At 46.4% G+C, this 18266-nt stretch carries 21 protein-coding genes; 2 read left to right on the top strand and 19 right to left on the bottom strand.

The features are described 5' to 3' along the window. Positions 1 to 467: 467 nt before the first annotated feature. The gene (locus tag IFU39_RS32430; RefSeq protein ID WP_192136481.1) at positions 468 to 1346 is read right to left on the bottom strand and encodes a nucleotidyltransferase-like protein; all 879 of its coding nucleotides are present in this window, start codon (positions 1344 to 1346) and stop codon (positions 468 to 470) included. A 122-nt stretch (positions 1347 to 1468) separates the two neighbouring features. On the opposite strand from IFU39_RS32430, the gene IFU39_RS32425 reads away from it, so the two are divergent. Then, positions 1469 to 1849 (top strand): DUF2614 family zinc ribbon-containing protein, encoded by a 381-nt coding sequence (locus IFU39_RS32425; RefSeq protein WP_076319627.1) that lies wholly within the window; start codon positions 1469 to 1471, stop codon positions 1847 to 1849. Positions 1850 to 2112: 263 nt separating this feature from the next. On the opposite strand, the gene IFU39_RS32420 is transcribed toward IFU39_RS32425, so the two are convergent. The 17 genes from IFU39_RS32420 to IFU39_RS32340 all read right to left on the bottom strand — a co-directional run bounded on the left by IFU39_RS32420 (position 2113) and on the right by IFU39_RS32340 (position 15852). Continuing rightward, positions 2113 to 3843: a glycosyl hydrolase family 18 protein gene (locus IFU39_RS32420; RefSeq protein ID WP_192136480.1), complete on the bottom strand. Its 1731-nt coding sequence runs from the start codon at positions 3841 to 3843 to the stop codon at positions 2113 to 2115. 140 nt (positions 3844 to 3983) lie between these two features. Further along, complete coding sequence (gene perR, locus IFU39_RS32415) at positions 3984 to 4406, bottom strand: peroxide-responsive transcriptional repressor PerR (RefSeq protein ID WP_026081471.1); 423 nt, start codon at positions 4404 to 4406, stop codon at positions 3984 to 3986. 167 nt (positions 4407 to 4573) lie between these two features. Next, positions 4574 to 5983: a DUF4097 family beta strand repeat-containing protein gene (locus IFU39_RS32410; RefSeq protein WP_105601858.1), complete on the bottom strand. Its 1410-nt coding sequence runs from the start codon at positions 5981 to 5983 to the stop codon at positions 4574 to 4576. A gap of 26 nt (positions 5984 to 6009) precedes the next feature. Continuing rightward, positions 6010 to 6603, bottom strand: a complete 594-nt coding sequence (locus IFU39_RS32405) for a hypothetical protein (RefSeq protein ID WP_105601859.1) — start codon at positions 6601 to 6603, stop codon at positions 6010 to 6012. A gap of 147 nt (positions 6604 to 6750) precedes the next feature. Beyond that, positions 6751 to 7461, bottom strand: coding sequence for an MgtC/SapB family protein (locus IFU39_RS32400; protein ID WP_017692302.1), 711 nt, complete (start codon positions 7459 to 7461; stop codon positions 6751 to 6753). A gap of 32 nt (positions 7462 to 7493) precedes the next feature. Further along, a complete protein-coding gene (locus IFU39_RS32395) occupies positions 7494 to 7958 on the bottom strand; it encodes a GNAT family N-acetyltransferase (protein ID WP_036607041.1) in 465 nt (154 codons plus the stop codon). 96 nt (positions 7959 to 8054) lie between these two features. Beyond that, positions 8055 to 9494, bottom strand: coding sequence for an Asp-tRNA(Asn)/Glu-tRNA(Gln) amidotransferase subunit GatB (gene gatB / locus IFU39_RS32390; protein WP_062836483.1), 1440 nt, complete (start codon positions 9492 to 9494; stop codon positions 8055 to 8057). A 26-nt stretch (positions 9495 to 9520) separates the two neighbouring features. Further along, positions 9521 to 10978, bottom strand: a complete 1458-nt coding sequence (gatA, locus tag IFU39_RS32385) for an Asp-tRNA(Asn)/Glu-tRNA(Gln) amidotransferase subunit GatA (RefSeq protein ID WP_036667997.1) — start codon at positions 10976 to 10978, stop codon at positions 9521 to 9523. A gap of 27 nt (positions 10979 to 11005) precedes the next feature. Beyond that, positions 11006 to 11293 (bottom strand): Asp-tRNA(Asn)/Glu-tRNA(Gln) amidotransferase subunit GatC, encoded by a 288-nt coding sequence (gene gatC, locus IFU39_RS32380; RefSeq protein WP_036607033.1) that lies wholly within the window; start codon positions 11291 to 11293, stop codon positions 11006 to 11008. A 205-nt stretch (positions 11294 to 11498) separates the two neighbouring features. Next, on the bottom strand, positions 11499 to 11882 hold the full coding sequence (locus IFU39_RS32375) for a hypothetical protein (RefSeq protein WP_024631336.1): 384 nt from the start codon (positions 11880 to 11882) through the stop codon (positions 11499 to 11501). 132 nt (positions 11883 to 12014) lie between these two features. Beyond that, the gene (locus tag IFU39_RS32370) at positions 12015 to 12245 is read right to left on the bottom strand and encodes a hypothetical protein (protein ID WP_179198630.1); all 231 of its coding nucleotides are present in this window, start codon (positions 12243 to 12245) and stop codon (positions 12015 to 12017) included. Continuing rightward, entirely contained in the window at positions 12238 to 12573 is a 336-nt protein-coding gene (locus tag IFU39_RS32365; protein WP_105601860.1) for a YxlC family protein, read from the bottom strand. The genes IFU39_RS32370 and IFU39_RS32365 overlap by 8 nt, the downstream gene beginning before the upstream one ends. Before the next feature lie 2 nt (positions 12574 to 12575). After that, positions 12576 to 13106 carry an RNA polymerase sigma factor SigY gene (gene sigY, locus IFU39_RS32360; protein ID WP_149846803.1) on the bottom strand — a complete coding sequence of 177 codons (531 nt, stop codon included), beginning with the start codon at positions 13104 to 13106 and terminating at the stop codon, positions 12576 to 12578. 102 nt (positions 13107 to 13208) lie between these two features. Next, complete coding sequence (locus tag IFU39_RS32355) at positions 13209 to 13454, bottom strand: hypothetical protein (RefSeq protein WP_192136479.1); 246 nt, start codon at positions 13452 to 13454, stop codon at positions 13209 to 13211. A gap of 572 nt (positions 13455 to 14026) precedes the next feature. Next, positions 14027 to 14659: an MBL fold metallo-hydrolase gene (locus IFU39_RS32350; RefSeq protein ID WP_192136478.1), complete on the bottom strand. Its 633-nt coding sequence runs from the start codon at positions 14657 to 14659 to the stop codon at positions 14027 to 14029. 6 nt (positions 14660 to 14665) lie between these two features. Next, on the bottom strand, positions 14666 to 15235 hold the full coding sequence (locus IFU39_RS32345) for a thioredoxin family protein (RefSeq protein ID WP_017692292.1): 570 nt from the start codon (positions 15233 to 15235) through the stop codon (positions 14666 to 14668). A gap of 2 nt (positions 15236 to 15237) precedes the next feature. Further along, entirely contained in the window at positions 15238 to 15852 is a 615-nt protein-coding gene (locus tag IFU39_RS32340; RefSeq protein ID WP_091019353.1) for a DedA family protein, read from the bottom strand. A 160-nt stretch (positions 15853 to 16012) separates the two neighbouring features. Here IFU39_RS32340 and IFU39_RS32335 point away from each other — a divergent pair, with 160 nt between their 5' ends. Beyond that, positions 16013 to 16360 (top strand): dehydrogenase, encoded by a 348-nt coding sequence (locus IFU39_RS32335; protein ID WP_091019351.1) that lies wholly within the window; start codon positions 16013 to 16015, stop codon positions 16358 to 16360. 430 nt (positions 16361 to 16790) lie between these two features. Here the strand turns inward: IFU39_RS32335 and IFU39_RS32330 are convergent, their stop codons facing one another. Next, positions 16791 to 18185 (bottom strand): O-antigen ligase family protein, encoded by a 1395-nt coding sequence (locus IFU39_RS32330; protein WP_192136477.1) that lies wholly within the window; start codon positions 18183 to 18185, stop codon positions 16791 to 16793. Between the last annotated feature and the right edge of the window lie 81 nt (positions 18186 to 18266).

The raw sequence follows: 18266 nt of genomic DNA, 5'->3' as shown, positions 1-18266 counted from the left end.
TCTCCAATAAAGTATTGAAAAGAGCGATAAGCTCATTTTGAATCTGACGAGATTAAAAATCTCATTTGTGCTCCAGTCGATCCAAGCCAAGGCTCGTTTCAAACTTTCGCGTTCATTCTGCAAGCAGAATGTTTACTCACTCGTTGTTCAGTTTTCAAAGATCAAACACGGTTTGTTTCACTTCATTTTCGTCTCAACCAAGTTTCGGCGGCGACTTAAATAATGTAACACATTTCGTTTGTTTTCGTCAAGAACTTTTTTTAATTTCTTTTTTGAAGCTTTAGTTCTTCACTTTTCCTCTGAAGAATTTATCGTTTGTTGACGATAATCTCGTTTGAGGAACGAAATATAATGTATCATATATCATGAATGAGAGTCAACATCTTTTTATAAATTATTAAACAAACAAAAAAGGAAGGTTTCCCCTCCCTTATGTGATCAATATAACGTCAGACTTCGGGAGGAGGTTATGCCTCTATCCAATACCGAATCTCCCGGCCCTCTCCTCCGATCGATGGCCATCCTGCCGATTCTTTTACAATAGTACGAAAGACCAGCTTACGTATAACCAATGGCAGATCTTCTCGAACAAATCTTAACTGCGGATGATGAACAAGTTCATTCATGCTCCACGGCTCCTTGCGACTTCTTAACACACGCAGCAGCAGTTCTGAGCATTCACTCATTTTGGACATTACGGAAAACTCACAGGCAAGCAGGACAAGCTCTACTCGCTGCTCCAGCGTCTCCGAGCTTACGGTAAGCTCTTGATATAGTTTCCATAAAGCGCGATCCAGATTCTGCACATGTGTCCAGACGGCATGATCCGGGTATATCCCCTGTTCAATCAATACAATTCTTGCCCAGTTCCCCAGAGCCTCTAATACATTGTAGTAGGCGTCTACAACATGGCCTTCCTGAATATGACGTTTGGCCTCCACATACATTCTCAAAAAACTGGTGAATTCATGAAGCAGCATCTGCTCACGCAATTCTGCCCCAAAGGTAGACAGTTCTTCTCGCAAATCACTTAATGCGCTGTCCGCTTCCCAGATAATCTCACCTTCAATTAGACACTGGGTGAGATTATTATGATTTCCGGTAACTACACTACTCTTTAATTCATGACGGCTTGCATAGATCATCTGATAACGAAGATCACCATATCTGTAATGTCCCACTGCCGACTTCAATTGATCATCATTATGAACAACAAGTACTAATAATTCGAAATCTTGAATTAGGGAGCCGTGGAATCGCTCTCCCGGGTGGGAATAAGCGATAGCCCCAACTGCCCCTGTCTCTTCCGACTGTTCGGACAAAAAAGCAAGGTTCTTTAATTCCACGATTCCCTCCATACATTTCATGGCAGATAAGCGCCAAGTCAGTTATAATGTAATTCTACATCCAGACTGAAGTTTCCTTCTTTTCCAGGTCCGATACTACTCATACGATAGGAGCATTTTTCATGATTTTTAAATCAGCAAAAATTAATGCTTTTCGCACTTGGGGATTACTACTGACCATGCTAGGTATGGGCCTAATGATACTCGGAACAGCCGGGATTGTTTTCTGGGGACATGCAGGCAAGGTATTCGCAGCTGTAGGGCTCGTCATCGGACTGATTGCCATGATGGCCAGTCTAGCCATTTATTTTTGGGCGGGTATGCTCTCCACCAGTGCAGTACAAGTCGACTGTCCGGAATGCGGGAAGTTAACCAAAATGCTTGGCAAAACGGATCGGTGTATGTTCTGTCATACCATCCTCACCCTGGACCCTAATAAGGCCAACATGACCAGTCAGCAACTGAAAGCGCCTTCTACAACAGTTCCCCCCACCGATGGTTAGCACGATATGATCTCCAACCGCTAAATGTCTTTTACCTTAATTTCATTGAAGAACAAAAAAAGGCCCGGTATGTTTACCGGACCTTTTTGGATTTGGCTTATAAGTGAGCCCTTATTGCTGTTATCAATAGCTAAAATATGAAGTTAAGTTATAAGTTCTAAGACCAATAAAACGGTAGACCGCACGTATGATGATACCCAAGGGGAAACTTTGAACTTAGCGAAAATAAATTGAAGCAATCAGACACTCTGAGTTCGAGTAAATTATTTTTGGTAACCAGCCTGCTTTAATACCTCCCATGCAGAGGCATTAGCAAAACTCCGATTCCATGCTGCTACTCCGCCCAGCTTCAACGAAGCAATCAAATCCACCCGCGCCTGAAGGGACACGGCATCTTCGATCCATATTTTCTTGGTAGCTCCGTCTTCCTTATATTCCACATAGTTCTGTCCACTTGCCTGATCCAGTTCAGGTTTGAGTTTCTTCTCTTGGATCAGCTCCACAATGGCATTCATGCCCACCGCTTTGGAAGACACTTTAACCTCACCCTGATCATTCGTCTCTTCCGTCCAGATCCGGGTATAGAGCGGAACCGCCATGATCAACTTGTTAGAAGGGACTTCATCCTCCTCAAGTATGCGTCTCATGGAAGCCTCGGTCCAAGGCAGAGATGCTACCGAACCTGCCTTGGGACTGGCCGCCCAATGTTCATCATAAGCCATCACCATAACATAGTCTGCAAAAGAACCTAATGCACGGCGGTCCAGAAAGGCAGACCACATCTCACTGTTTGATTTCGGTGTTACATCGATTGATAACATCAATCCATGTATACGTGCCATCGCCTTGATCTCGCGCACAAATTGCGTAATGTTAGGCCCGTCATCTGTATACACGTTCTCAAAGTCGATGTTAATACCATCCAGTTGATACGTCTGCGCATACTCTAACATCTGCTCAATAATATGAGTGCGTGTCTCGTAAGTAGCTACAGCTTCTTTTGTAACGTCCGGGTCAAAGCTGTTATCCATGAGTCCCCATACTTCCATACCCGAACGGTGAGCCCAGTTCACATAAGCTTGGTTTCCCTTGCTTTTCACCGTGCCCTGTCCATCCGTAATATGAAACCATGTGGGGCTGACCACATTCACACCAGGCATTTTACCGATAGAACCCACATCAGGCTGACGATTGTACACGGCTTCCCAAACCAGATTTACCGGTTTATTCTGCCACTTCTTCTCTGCTGCAGTCAGCGTATACTTAGGCAAGTCCACCTTCTTTTTCTCGGTGAGGACAATATAATCATTATCTACATATCCGGCATATCCATTATCAAGTTGAACAAAACTCTGTTTATCACCCGTCTGCCATACACGTACCCGTGCATCCTTTTCCATATCGGCAATGATTGGTGAGGATTCTCCCCCACGTTTATATAACGGCACGGTCTTGTCCGCTTTGGATGATAATGTATCAATCTCTGCATACTGTATCATGTCTCCACCACGCATCAGCAGCACAGCACCTGTTACTGAATCTTCCTGTACGGTTATGCCATATACTTCTTTCAAAGGTTTGAGCGGAATATAGGCTTCTCCGTCCTTAACCTCAGGCTTAACTGTCATAGGATAATCTTTGTGATTAAGTTCTGCTTGTGTGCTTCCATCTTTCATATGAAGGACTCGCTGAGGAGAGGCAATAATGATATCTCCCGATTCTGATTCATAACGTATGCCTGCATCAATCGCTTCTTGCAGAACATCTACAGGCAACTTGAGTTGATCTCCTGTACCCAGAGCGTCTCCATCCATCAGTTGCCCATCTACAAAAATAGGCTGGCTTCTTCCTACCCAGTCGGGGTCTTCATAAGTCTGGTTCAACCATACATTCGTTATAAGCCAGTAAGCCCCCCCGGCGATCAGACAAGCCCCGAGAAAACCGGGCCAAAATGAACGTCGCTTCTGACGTGTATATCTGCTTTTTCTACCCAAACGTCTACCTCCGTTAATTATGCTGATCATAGGGATGTGCGCATAAGTTGTTATCAAAATGAGTGTTTTGCATAAATGCTAAAAAAAAACGTGAAGAATCCATACTGAATTCTGCACGTTAATATTGTAATTCAACTCTCTTAATCCCTGCAACTTTTGCAAACGCCATATACTTCCAATCGGTGACCGTGTACTTCGAATCCTGTACTAGACTCCGCCTGAAGCTCTACACTTTTGAGTGAAGGATAGCTGAAGTCTTCAATCTTGCCGCATTGATCACAGATAACATGATAATGATCCGTCACATTGGCATCGAAGCGACTTGAATTATCTCCGTATGTCAATTCCCGGACCATGCCAGCTTCCAGAAACATCTTCAAATTATTATATACCGTTGCCACGCTCATACTGGGAAATTGGGGTTCAAGGGCTCGGTAAATTTCATCGGCTGTCGGATGCCCCATGGATTCCATCAGATAGTTCAATATGGCATGACGCTGGGGTGTAATACGGACACCGGTCGTTTTCAGATGCTCCAACGCATGTTGGACACGTGTTGCCATAAAACCCACCGCCTTACCTTTCATTCTCTGGTGAAGAGTAAGTTACTGTCTCCTCGCTCAGAGTTGATTCCCGGCCATTAAGAACGACAATCCATCTTTCATGCCGTGTAATCTTGCCAGTGTACATTTATTGTACGGCGATTACAAGTTTATTGTCAACGCGGCAGTCAAGGAACCTCTGTAGAATCCTGCTGGGAATTTGGTCCGTCCTCGGTAGTCTGTTCCAGATTCTCAGCCGTATCTTCAGAATCAGGTGTAACTGTTTCAGGCGTAGATACAGCCGGGTTGCTCTGAATGGTGAGATCACTGTTGCCTTCAATTTTCACCCTGTACTCGCCCTCACCGAGCTGGCCTTCTATGGTTTTATTCTGTACTTTGAAAGGTAGATCCGTACTTAGATCTCCATAACTGCTGGAACCCGCAAGACTGTAGTCTCCACGATCAGGAAGTAATACGTTAATGGCTCCCACCGCACTGTACACATCCCAGTCCCCTCCGACTTTGGTAGATACGATGTTAATGCTGCCATTAAGCGATTGGGCTTTGATTCCCAGATTGGCTCCATCCAGCGTAATATTGCCGTTGCGTGTCTCTGCGATGAATTCACCAACGGAGTCCGCAATACTGATACTTCCCACTTGTGTAGCAAGATCTACATCGCCGGAAATACCGCGAGCCTTCATGTCGCCACGGTTACTGTCCAGATCGACATTACCAATGGCATTGGCTACAATGACATCCCCGTTCAACGTTTTCCCGGAGATATCTCCAACAGCATTGGTAATCCGGATACGTCCGTTACCCGTTTCGGCCAGTATGGTACTAATGGCTTCCGGACGGTTTAATAATATCGCTCCATTGGACGTTCGAATATCCAGATTAAAACGACGATCATCCGGGATCGTAATGGTAAGATTCATCCGTGGCTGCGTTTTTTCATTGTCTCCATAAGTCTTGCCTGTAGCTTTGATATAAATTACTTTTGTACCATCGGCCTCTACAAAAGAGGCTGCTGCAACGGCCTTTGCCTGTACTTCCGTCGTCTGATCTACCCAGATCACCGTCCGTACTTCAATCTCATCCGTATCTCCGCGTTGTACCGAGATATCTCCATTGACACCTTCAACCACCAGGTCTGACGTATCCATGCGAACAGGTACACGAATCGTGCCCTTATCCTCCATATATCCTGCCGCTTGACTGTAGTCCATGGATGCCGCTCCGAGATTTAGACTCACTCTATTCCATAAGTGCATGTAGTGATCCTGCTCGGTGACGATAAATACGGAAGCTGCCAAAATCAGTGAGGTTAGAATGCCTTTGGCATCGGGTCTGAAACGTACTTTGATTTGCTCATCAGGATTGCTCGGGTTATCCGATTGCACCTTGTTTCTTCTGCGTGTCCACAGGAACAGCACAATATATTCAACACCTAAAACAACGAGCAAAAATGGCCACCAGTCCACCATCTCATATACATAGTCAGTTCCCCACCGTTTATCCAAAATCAACAGCACACCGACCGCTATGATTAAGGCGGCAGCCGTATAGCGGCCAACCCGGACTTTACGGTTCATCACGTTCCCTCCTTGTATCGTTTCCACTACATTTTTTTCTTGTTCAACATCACCCAGAATTCACGACCAAACAGAAGCAAACCGCCTACGATCATGAGAACCGCAAATGAATATCCGCCGTACATGGCGAGAAGCTCTTGAAACCAACGTGGTTTGCGGAAAAACAGCACCATCAAAGACCCTCCCACAATCAGAAGTAATCCAAACGATATGCCTCTCTCCCAAACCATCATTGCATCTCTTGTAGAACGTTCATTGTTTATCGGCTTGTCCGAAGTTGCCTGGGTCGCTGCTCTACGTCTGCGCATCATGACCCAATCTGCAGATTGCAACACATCATATACATTGTAAAAGTAAATAACCGGAATACACAAAGCCAGTAAGATGAGCAATGGCACATTGATCTGTATACCAATAGATGAGAAGTACAACACTGCTGACAGATCAAGCAAAACAAGCAGCATAAAGGTCAAACCTCTCATGTACAATCTCAGATAAATATGACCCAGGCCAGGAATAATGGCACTCAGTAATCCCGCGATAAACTTGTGAGTCCGGTTTCTGACCGGTTTGGCCTGGACTGAACGGGTCTTTTTGTTCAATTGACGTCTCCGTTTCATAACATACTCCTCTCTTCTGATCTGACCTTCCGCTCTTCATGCATTTGGTTAGATAGTACCCTAAAGAGCAAGGAGAGTAACTGGAAGAAATATGGATATGACCAAAAACCCTCCGGCACTACTGGCCTGGGGAGGGTTGTAATTCATTTATTCGATCGACACCTTGGTAACGTGTTCCCATTGTCTTAACTTGGATACCAAGCCTACCGTTTGGAAATCATGCGGTACCTGAACATGTAACACAATCTCAATTTTACGTTCAACCGAGACCATCTCTGCATAAGCCAAGTCTTGTTCATTCACGGTAATTTTACGAATTTTGATCTTTTCCTGCTCCATACATGAAGACAGTTGTTCGAGAAAACCGGGTTCTGACAAGGTATGAAGTGTAACAACATGCAGTTTGTTCCCTCGTAAATACCTTAGCTCTAATTTGTTAAATACCCAGAGATTAAGTAATACCAGAACGGTGGATACGATAGAGGCAAAAAAGAATCCCGCACCTGCTGCGAGCCCAATGGCTGCAACAACCCAGATTGAAGCTGCTGTAGTCAGTCCGGTAATGGATTTTCCCGTGAAGAGAATTGTCCCTGCTCCCAGGAATCCGACACCAGTAATTACAGCAGTAGCCAGACGCGCTGGATCGATCCTTACATTTAATTCATTAGCAAAATCTTTAAAGCCATAAACAGACAACATCATAATCAGTGCGGAACCAAGACATACCAGGATATGGGTACGCAAACCGGCAGCATGATTGGACCGTTCCCGCTCCAGGCCTACGAGCCCTCCAAGCAGCATAGCCAGCAATAATCGTAATAAAATGTGCCACTCATCAATGAACCAGGGATCGCCCAAAGTCGGTATTCCTCCTCAAGTTGTTAATATTATTAAAGTTTATTCTTGTGAAAAGTCGTTAATTCCACTCCAGGTGCAATCTGTGTGACTTCCACGGGATTAAAACCAAATTTGGTGTACAGATTCACTGCGGGTTGATTCAGCGTTCCTGTGGAGACGATATAACGCGGAAGATCCGCATGCTGTTCCAACACATAGGTCATCAAAGATGCCGCAATTCCCTTGCGAAAGTGATCCGGGTGCACCATCATTCGTGTAATGGTCAGTGTATTCTCCTCTTCCTCTGCTACAGCGACAGCCCCGATAAGCTCTCCGTCATCATGGATACAACCATAAAAACTCTCTCCACAATCCCGAAGTGTCTCCATCGTATCCATCAAAGGAGGAATCTCCTGAAATCCGATGATTTCGGCTTCCAATCGATAGGCCACATGTTGTAGTCTCCATAACTGTCCCAACGTCTCCAGATCACTCAGTGACAATGGTTGAATGTTCATATCCGTTCCCCCGTCCAAAATACATTTGTATCTATCAATACCAAAAAGAGGCTGTCACAGGGACGAGCCTCTTTCTGTCCGGCCTCACCGGAAGGATTAGCGGTTCAGTACATCTGCAAGCAGTTGGTTGGCTAGAGCGGGATTCGCCTTGCCTTTACTTTCTTTCATAACCTGACCAACAAGGAAGCCAATGGCTTTTTGTTTACCAGCTTTATAGTCTTCCACGGATTGAGGGTTATTTGCTACAACCTGCTCAACGATGGCAAGAATGGCGCCTTCATCACTAATCTGCACAAGACCCTTCTCTTCAACGATCTGCTGTGGAAGCTTGCCGCTCTCCAGCATTTCCTTGAATACCGTTTTGGCGATTTTGCTGTTAATGGTGCCCTTCTCCAGCAGGCCGATCATCTCGCCCAAACCTTGACCTGTCAGTGGGACCTGAGTCACCTCAAGATTGCTCGTATTCAGGTACCCCAGCAAGTCGCCCATGATCCAGTTGGATACGGATTTGGCATCCTGAGTGAATTTCAAGCTATCTTCGAAAAGATCAGCTATAGCCTTGGATGAAGTAATAACCTCTGCATCATAACTAGGTAATCCGTAATCAGCCGTGTAACGAGCTTTACGTTCGTCTGGGAGCTCAGGTATGGTAGCCTTGATGCGCTCTTTCCAGGCTGCATCAATATGCAGCTTCACGAGATCCGGGTCCGGGAAATAACGGTAGTCATGCGCCTGTTCCTTACCACGCATCGACAGTGTTTTTCCTTGAGCTTCGTCCCAGCGACGCGTCTCCTGAACCACTTCACCGCCATCATCCAGAATTTCAGCCTGACGATATTGTTCATATTCGAGACCACGCTGCACACCACGGAAGGAGTTCATGTTTTTCAGCTCAGCTCTTGTTCCCAACTTCTCCTGTCCATGTGGACGCAAACTGATGTTGGCGTCACAACGCAGTGAACCTTCTTCCATCTTCACGTCCGATACATCACAGTACTGCATGATTGCACGCAATTTTTCAAGATACGCACGTGCTTCTTCCGGAGAGGAAATCTCAGGTTCAGATACAATCTCCACCAGTGGAGTACCCACACGGTTGAAATCCACCAAAGACGCGTATCCGCCATCGATATGTGTAAGCTTCCCTGCATCTTCTTCCAAGTGAAGACGTGTGATGCCAATTCGTTTTGTTTCACCATTCACTTCGATATCAATCCAGCCGTTCTCACCGATCGGTTGATCAAATTGCGAAATTTGATAGGCTTTTGGTGAGTCGGGGTAAAAGTAGTTTTTACGGTCAAACTTGCTGACATCAGCAATCGTACAATTGAGGGCCATCGCTGCCTTCATGGCGTAGTCTACCGCCTGACGATTCAGTACGGGCAGTACGCCCGGATGTCCGAGACAGACCGGGCAGGTATGGGTGTTCGGCGGAGCTCCAAAAGCTGTGGAGCAGCCACAGAAAATTTTGGAGTTCGTATGCAACTCCACGTGGACTTCAAGTCCAACGACCGTTTCATATTTAGATGCGGACATTTCTATATTCCTCCGTTCCGGGCAGTCTACAGCTGCGGACGCTGCTTGTGGAATTCTGTATTTTGTTCAAACGCATGCGCTACACGCAATACGGTTGTTTCATCAAAGGCTTTACCGATAATTTGCAGGCCGACAGGCAATCCATCCGAGAATCCACATGGAATACTAACAGCAGGTACACCAGCCAGATTGACCGGAATCGTCAAAATATCGTTCAGATACATCGTAAGTGGATCATCCACCTGTGATCCGAGTTTGAACGCCGTAGTTGGCGCAGTTGGTCCAATAATCACATCATATTTGGCAAATACATTGTCGAAATCCTGTTTGATCAATGTACGTACCTTCTGTGCTTTCAGATAATAGGCATCATAGTAACCCGAACTGAGTGCATACGTTCCAAGCATGATACGTCGTTTCACTTCGGGACCAAAGCCTTGGCTCCGAGACTGATGGTACAGATCCAACAAGTTGTCCGGATTGTCTGCACGCACGCCATAACGTACACCATCAAATCGAGCCAGGTTTGAAGAAGCCTCTGAAGATGCGAGCAGGTAATACGTAGCCACCGCATATTCGGTATGCGGAAGGGATACTTCTTCCCATGTTGCCCCGAGTCCTTCAAGAACTTTCAATGCAGACAAAACCGTTTCTTTCACTTGTGGATCGACGCCTTCACCGATGTATTCCTTCGGAACAGCAATACGAAGTCCTTTAACATCACCTGTAAGTCCGCTCAAATAATCCGGAATCTCTACTTTTGCAGATGTCGAATCTTTGGCGTCATATCCGGCAATAGCTTGCAACACATAAGCAGAATCTTCAACATTTTTCGTCAAAGGTCCAATCTGATCCAAAGATGATGCAAATGCTACCAATCCAAAGCGGGAAACAAGTCCGTACGTTGGCTTCAATCCAACAACACCGCAATACGAAGCAGGTTGTCTGATGGAACCACCTGTGTCTGATCCGAGTGTAAAGTATGCTTCTCCCGCAGCCACAGCTGCTGCAGAACCACCACTGGAACCTCCTGGAACACGATCAAGTGCCCATGGATTACGTACAGGTGAGAAACTTGAATTTTCATTGGAGCCGCCCATGGCGAATTCGTCCATGTTGAGTTTACCAATAGTTACGGTGTCCGCAGCTTTCAATTTCTCGACAACTGTCGCGTCATACACCGGGTCGAAATTACGAAGGAATTGACTGCCACACGTCGTGCGCAGTCCGTTTGTAACGATGTTATCCTTAATACCTACAGGCAGACCAAAGAGCAAACCTTTCTCCTCGCCGCTAACCAGACGGTCATCCAGTTGACGTGCACGAGCGCGTGCTTGTTCTTCATCCAATGCCAAATATGCTTTAACTTTATCATCATGCGCGCCAATGTTCTGATACGCCTGATCCACCAGATCGCTGACCGACAGCTCTTTGGCATGCAACTTGTTATGTAACTCAGGCAACGATTGTTCAAATAAACTCACAGTTTTTGTCCTCCTTCCGGTTATCCGTTATTCCATTACAGCAGGCACTTTAAACTGCCCGTCTTCTTCTTCCGGTGCATTGCGCATCACCTGTTCAATCGACAGACTTTCTTTGGTCTCATCTTCACGCATAACATTGCTTACGTGCAGAACGTGAGTGGTGGGTTCGATGTCTTCCGTATCCAGCTCATTCAGCTTTTCTGCATATTTTAAAATCGCGTTCAGCTGACCTGTCAGGGTCTGTTCTTCTTCAGCAGTCAAGTTGAGCCGGGCCAGCTTGGCCACATGCTGAACGTCATTATTCGAAATACTCATTAGCGGATGCCTCCTTCATTCGTTCTAATTCCCGAAACGACCTGAAACGAATCGCTCGTTTAACGGGCTAAAGTCTCAAGATAACTTTTTTCATTATAGGTGAGATAGTTCGACAATTCAATGCAAATGACCTGACGGGCTTCCAGGAAGCTAAAATCAAACTTATAAAATAAAAAAGAGCCGGCATCAGCCGACTCTTAAAATTCTAGATCCATGCACGCAGATTAACCTGCTTTATAAAATCCGCCTGTGACATAACATCGTTCGCGGTTTCCTCTTCCTCTTCCACAGCTTGAAAATCTCCGTTCATCAAATGATGAAACAGCTTCTCATTGTGTGTCGCAAGGGCGTAATCTATCAACGCTTCTCGCTCGACCCGCTCAGCTTCCTGCTTCAGCAGAACCTCTTCCAGATCGACGTCGCCGGATGGAACAAAAAAGTTCCGGTTCACCTGCGGCACTCGAAGCACGTAATCGAACGCATTGTCCGGATTCCGGTCATAAGCGATGATGAAACCATATTCCCCCACAGGAAGATTCTGCTCAAACGCATCCGCGACGATGACAACCTTCTCTCCTAATCGCAGCATCGTCTAACCTCCTGGTAGTCTATCATTAATATTTATTTGTATAGTCTACTAGAAAAGAATAACGATGTCTAGGAATACTAGAATTAAACAACATATTTGTGCAAAATCTTTTTTTCCATTTTTAAAATGATGTTATTTCGGATTTCGTGCACCTGGCTTGCGTTGTGATCGAATTACGACAAACCAATATATTATCAGCGGCGTGGGAAATCCCGTGATACCCCATAATCCCCATAACCAAGGGAAACGTCCACGTCTGCGTGCGTCCTGAAAGATCCATGTGCCCTGAACCAGGAGAAAAATGCCAAGCAATATAAGCCATAGTGGAGAAATTTCATCCAATGAATAATGCATTTTATTCATGACGAACCTCCTTCCGGCGCCGTCCAGCCCAGATCACAGCCAAAATCACCGCAACAGCTGTACCAAGAGCCTGGATACCTAAATATAGAGCTGGAGCAGATACGAACAATAATGTACCGAACACAATGGCAAGCAGTCCAACCAACCAGAAACATATCATCTCGATCCAATTGGCTCGACGTCTAATCTGTCTCCGTTCCCTGACTTGAGCTTCAAGTGCACCCAAAGAAGGAATACTTGTCGGCTCAAATGCATCATCCAGCACTTTCATGTGTTGCTGCAAACGTTCTACAACTTCATGTTCCTGTGCATCATCTGATCTGCTCATCCTTATTCCAGCTCCTTTCTTAACTGACGGAGACCATAAGCTGTGCGTGACTTCACCGTTCCCGCAGGAATACCCAGCATTTCCCCGATCTCTTCATACCCGTATCCATAATAATGCTTCAGTAGCACTGCAACACGATGTTCGGGTGTCAGTCTTGTCATCGCATCCATGACATCTGTCCATTCTTCATTTCGTGTCTCAAGCTGCCAGCGGAATCGACGTACAGCCTGATCCCGAATGAGAGCAAGCCAGTTCTGTTCTCTCTTCTTACGTCTTGTCTTATCGATATAGATGCGGGTCGCAATGGTGATCATCCATGATGAAAAGGCAGACGTGCCATCATATCGATGGATATTTTCCATACAACGAATCATCGTATCCTGCACCGTCTCTTCTGCAAGGTTAGCGTCCATTGTCACTTTGACAAGATACTTATACACAAACGTGTAGTGACGTTGCAACAACGCTGCGAGTGCGCTATCGTCTCCTGATACTGCTCTGCGTACCTCTTCCAGCTCAGCTGCCTTTATCATGAAATCACCTGCTTCCCGTTCAATCTGGAGTTAATACGACTGACTCTGCAAAAACGTTCAATGAAATTAAAAAAAATTAAAACCCGACAATTTCCCGGGCAATCAGACTTGATTCCGGTAATCTTGCAGCTTGTCGAACCACGGTTGGTTACGGGCTCCGTTTCTTAAAACACGGCTTGTCCATATATTCTGCTGAGACTTCATCATTTCTTTGGCCACGCTAGGGTTATGTATTAAAGCTCGCTCAGTACCCGTTTCTCTGTTCCCACTTTCCAATATGCGACGGTTTTCCTCAATGATCGGATACTCGACACGCTGATTCAACGGAATAACTCTTGGTTTCTCCACTTTGATATTCCCCACTCTCTCATGATCTATATAAGTTGAACTAAAGATTATTTACATTGACACTACGATGACAGAATAACCTTCCAATCGCTGTTATCCCCAGATTTTTTGATTCCCTTTTCCGAAGGGGAAAATCCGGAGATAGCTTATGCTTCCGATGCAGCTTTCTTTCAGTAAGCTTTTAGGCGAACGCTTCGCTTTTTCGGGTTTTTTCTGTCCTCTCCGTTATTGTGTAAATGATTAGTTCAACTTATATACTGTTTTCTTGAATTTTGTTATTTCTAAATCAATCTGTACTTGCTTCTAACTTGCTATTGGTCTCAAACTGGCTTGTGATGAAGCGCATCTTGCATCTCTATGTAACGTAAAAAGGGCTAATTCTGTGATAAAAAGGGGCTGAAAACAAAAAAAGAACGCAAACCGGGTATAGACCACAGTCTGCGTGCTTCGCGAGGTTGGGTGTTTCTTGGTAATGCTTCAGTTAGATGATGCCTTAACGCTTGTAACAACTAATTGCTATTCTAATGAAAAAGTTGTCACTTGTCCAGACTTTCTTCACATATCATGTCGGATTATCTTGCGGACACGTAAGGATTGTTCTGTTTCTCATAACCAATGGTCGTTTTGGGGCCATGACCTGGATATACTTTCACTTCATCAGCAAAGGTGTAAAGCTTGTTCTGGATTGAATCAATCAGATCCCGTTCACGCCCTCCTGTCAGGTCCGTTCTGCCCACACCCATGCGGAACAGCACATCACCGGCAAACAGGTCGTTATCACAAAGCAAACTTACACTGCCTGGGGAATGTCCAGGTGTATGGAACACTTTAAACGTTTGACCAATCAGATTCAGCTTCTGCCCTTCGTCCATGGCATATTCAGCAGGATCTGTCGAAAGGGGTGGTGTCGCCTGCGGCCAATTCAAAGATCCATTTAATTTCGGGGTGGTGAGCCAGTCACTCTCCAAGTCATGAAGATAAACGGGACATCCCTTCAATTTACGGATCTCATCTACCCCGCCCATATGATCAAAGTGAGCATGTGTGAGGAGAATGGCTTCGATCTCCAAGTCTTGGATCGCTTTAAGCAGCGGCCCTGGATTCATGCCTGGATCGATAATGACGGCTTTGCCCGGATCATCTCCTTGTAGAAGATACGCATTGGTCTGAAGCGGGCCTAGTGTAAACGTACGAATGTTAAGCATATCGGCTTAGTAACCCGAAATCAGTTCACGCAGCTCACGGATAATGGCCGCATGTGACTCCGTTCCTTCCCCATAACGTTTACCAATCTCTTGACGCGCTACAGCCAAATTTTCTTGATAATCTGCTGCCTCACGATCCGGATTAAGGCGTTTGAATTCAATCATGACTTCCTGTACATGCTGCGGACGAGGTCCCCACTGACCTAACACATGACCACCTGTATCTGCAAAAATAACGACTGGCACGGAACGGCCACCCATCGTCAGGAACTCATCCATCACTTCCGGGTGGTTCTCCATAATCAGAACTTCAGTTGGAATTCCTGAGATTTCAAGCGCCTGGAACACAACCGGAATATTACGGACAACATCCCCGCACCAGTCAGCTGCCAGAATTAACACACGCAGATCATCGCGATGGTTCAGACTCTCAAAAAACTCACGATCCTCTTCGTTCGACCAAGTAAAGCTATCATAATTGGCCTGGAATTCACTTTGGTTCTTGGTCATACTCTCGATAAAATCCTTCGGTGGCAGACCTTTACCGAATTTGTGAGACAAGTTGGGTTTACCCATGACTAGACACTTCCTTTCTTTTTACGAGCATTCATCCATTTAATAAGTACATAAACGATCATAAGGGCGAGAGCGACAAGCAAAATAGGCATAACATATGGTGCCGCTTTCTCATCAATATGCTTCCATTGATCTCCAAGAATCATCCCTAAATATATAAACAATGCAGTCCAAGGTATAACAGCGAGTGTAGTAAGCAAGATGAATTTACCTGTGTGCATTTTCGTGATGCCAGCCGGGATGGAGATTGCATGTCTTACCACCGGAACAAAACGCGCTGTAAAAATGACACCTGTACCATACTTGCGAAACCACTCCTCGGAATGGTCGATGTGTTTTTTCTGGATGAGTATGTATTTACCGTAGCGTTCAAGTACAGGTCTGCCGCCATAACGGCCAATCCAGTAAATAAATAACTGGGCAATCACACCGCCCACCGTACCAAAAATCATAGCACCGAAGAAGTTGATATTACCTTGTGAAACGAGAAAACCTCCATACGCCAGCACAATTTCGCTTGGGATAACTTCCAACATTAATCCAAGCATGATTCCAAAGTAGCCAAGACTTTGAATCCAATCGAACAATTGGCCAACAAGGTTATGAATAAAGTCCATCTCAACCCTCTTTCTCCATCCTGATTGGCGGTGCCCCTCCGCACCATGGATGTTCGTCCCTATTTTATCACAGGGCTGTGGACGTTGCTACTTCACAAGGTTGGGATAGTGTCCCGTTCGTAGCAGTCCGCATATGGTATGGGGAGAGGAGCGTGAGAAGATGTCACACAAGTCAATACCCGGTTCTCCGCCGGTCAAACATACGCAATCCGGTCAAAACCTTCCTTCCGCCAGAGGGATTCGCCGGGCATGCAGCAAGGAATTGTACCGGACAGCCAAAAGGCTAAAAGTATATGTCTCTCCCGAACGGATGAAGCAGGCGGAAGAATATTATTACGGTAAGGTGATTGCTAATCTGCTCTGGATTGGGGAGAATCGCGACAACCGCAAGAAATTATGTGAGTGGTGGAACACGGATGTCAGTGCAGAGATCGCCGCGATGTGGGAAGTAGATGTTGAACCATTAAAAGATGCGTTTCAGCATGCATTTGGCGGTTATCGTCTGTAGGAATGGAGAAATGAAAAGCTTCGATCTCGGTGGAATTCGGGGGCACCTCTGGCTTGCGGTTGGAGCAGAGCATGGAGCCGACCACCACGGGGAGCATGAACATAAACTGGGATTATGAACATAAACACCGAGTAATTTTTCATGCTCAAGCCCACGAGTGGTAACGAACCTGAGATGTCTTATTCAAGGATTTGAAGCACTCTTAGAAATCTAAGGAATCTGAGACACGTTATATCGGAATTTTTGGACTTTTATAGGGTTTTTGTTAGGGGATTTCCGGAAATAACGTGTCTGATGTTCCTTACAATTTAAAGGAGGAGGTAAAGGATAAATAAGACGCCCTGTGTTCCTTAGAAAATGGTATACCCATCCGCCAGGAGCAACGAGCTTGGACCCTCAGACTTTTCAGACGCTGACATCCATCAGTCATTCAAGGGCTCTGCTTGGTCAACTCTTGAGTAAATGGAGGAGAAAAAGCTGAAGCAAGCCTGCGCAGGTTCTCTCCATAGCCTGGAGCATGTTCTTCCAGTACAAAACGACGATCATTGCGAACGTTTCCTGCTTCCACTTCCTCAGCCAGCAGTTGATACCGTTCATACATCTGTACACCAGCGGCGGCAGTCTGTTGGGCTCGATCTCTATATCCTGCCTTCCATTCCCGCCGCGCTGCCTGCTCCATCCAATACAAAGCCGTGGATTGGCCAATGCCATCATACCGATTCAATGCGATCGCTTGTTCAAAATATTCTCCAGCCTGCTGTCCTTCGCCGAATTGGGCTGCCAATCGTCCCAGTTCAATGTAAATCTGAGGATGCATCGGGGAATGGGACAAGCTGTACAAAAGGAGTGATTCTGCTTCTCGTCCCGGGAGGGATCGTGCAAGGGATATCACGATATCGGGTCGATTCGGATTCGATTGAAAAGCAGCCATAAGATGCACCTTCTGTGCTGGAGTGCCATCCGGTTCAGACATCGCCTGACGGTACTGCACTTCTGCTATGGCATATCGGAAGGTCAGCCAGAATGTTCCACCAATCCAGAAAAGGATGATCATCACTGTCGATACCCTTATTAGCCGAGCAGTTACTCGCTGAAGAATATGAAAGAAGGAACGCCACATCGGGACATATAATAAACGGGTGTGGATTGATAGAGACCGCAAGAAAAGAAATCTGGATCTGGATTTAGATCTCAATTTAGATCCCGATTTGGATCTGATGGGAGTGTATTTCACTGTTACGCCGGATCGCTGGACCCCCTCTGTTTCCGTCTTCAATGCAGTTGCCCAAGCACCAAGCCAGATGAAAAGCATCCAAAATACTGTAAAGCTCCAGTCAAAGTCCATCGCCCCATGCAGGCCAAAAACAAGCACGGATGGAAAGAGCTGCGGTGCAAAATGAAAGATGCTTCGCAGGGTGAGGAGAAACCACCCTGCGACAAGCAGGATGCCGATCATGCCCGTGTCCAAGGCGAGATCAAGCAAGCCGTTGTGGACCTCGCCTCCAACATAAGGCGAGGATTGAATGGCGCGAAACATGTTGCGCCATGTATCTCCCCCGTGGCCGAGCCATGCGGCCTCGGTCCACAGCTGGAGGGCGTCCCGCCACATCTGTAGGCGGGACACCCCAGTGCCGACACCCGCCGCGAGGCGCTCGGCGGTGGAGGCCACGGCCATCAGTGCGGCGGCGGCTCCCGCCAGCACAATGGCCGTCAGGGCAGCGGTACGCGGAGCCTTGGCGGCGCCGCTGTGCCATAGACGGCACAGCAGCAGCGTGCCGAGCAGCGCAGCTGCCCATGCCCCGGCCAGTGCCAGCAGGCCGGGCACGGGTGCAGGCGCCAGCTGGGCAGCAGCCAGCTGGCGGTACAGCCAGGCTGCGCACGCCAGTGGCGCGGCCGTGGCCAGCAG

Origin of the sequence: Paenibacillus sp. CFBP 13594 (assembly GCF_014842675.1) — a bacterium.
Lineage (GTDB): Bacteria > Bacillota > Bacilli > Paenibacillales > Paenibacillaceae > Paenibacillus > Paenibacillus amylolyticus_B.
Note: the sequence above shows the minus strand (reverse complement) of the source record. Positions and strands in the feature narration are given on the sequence as shown.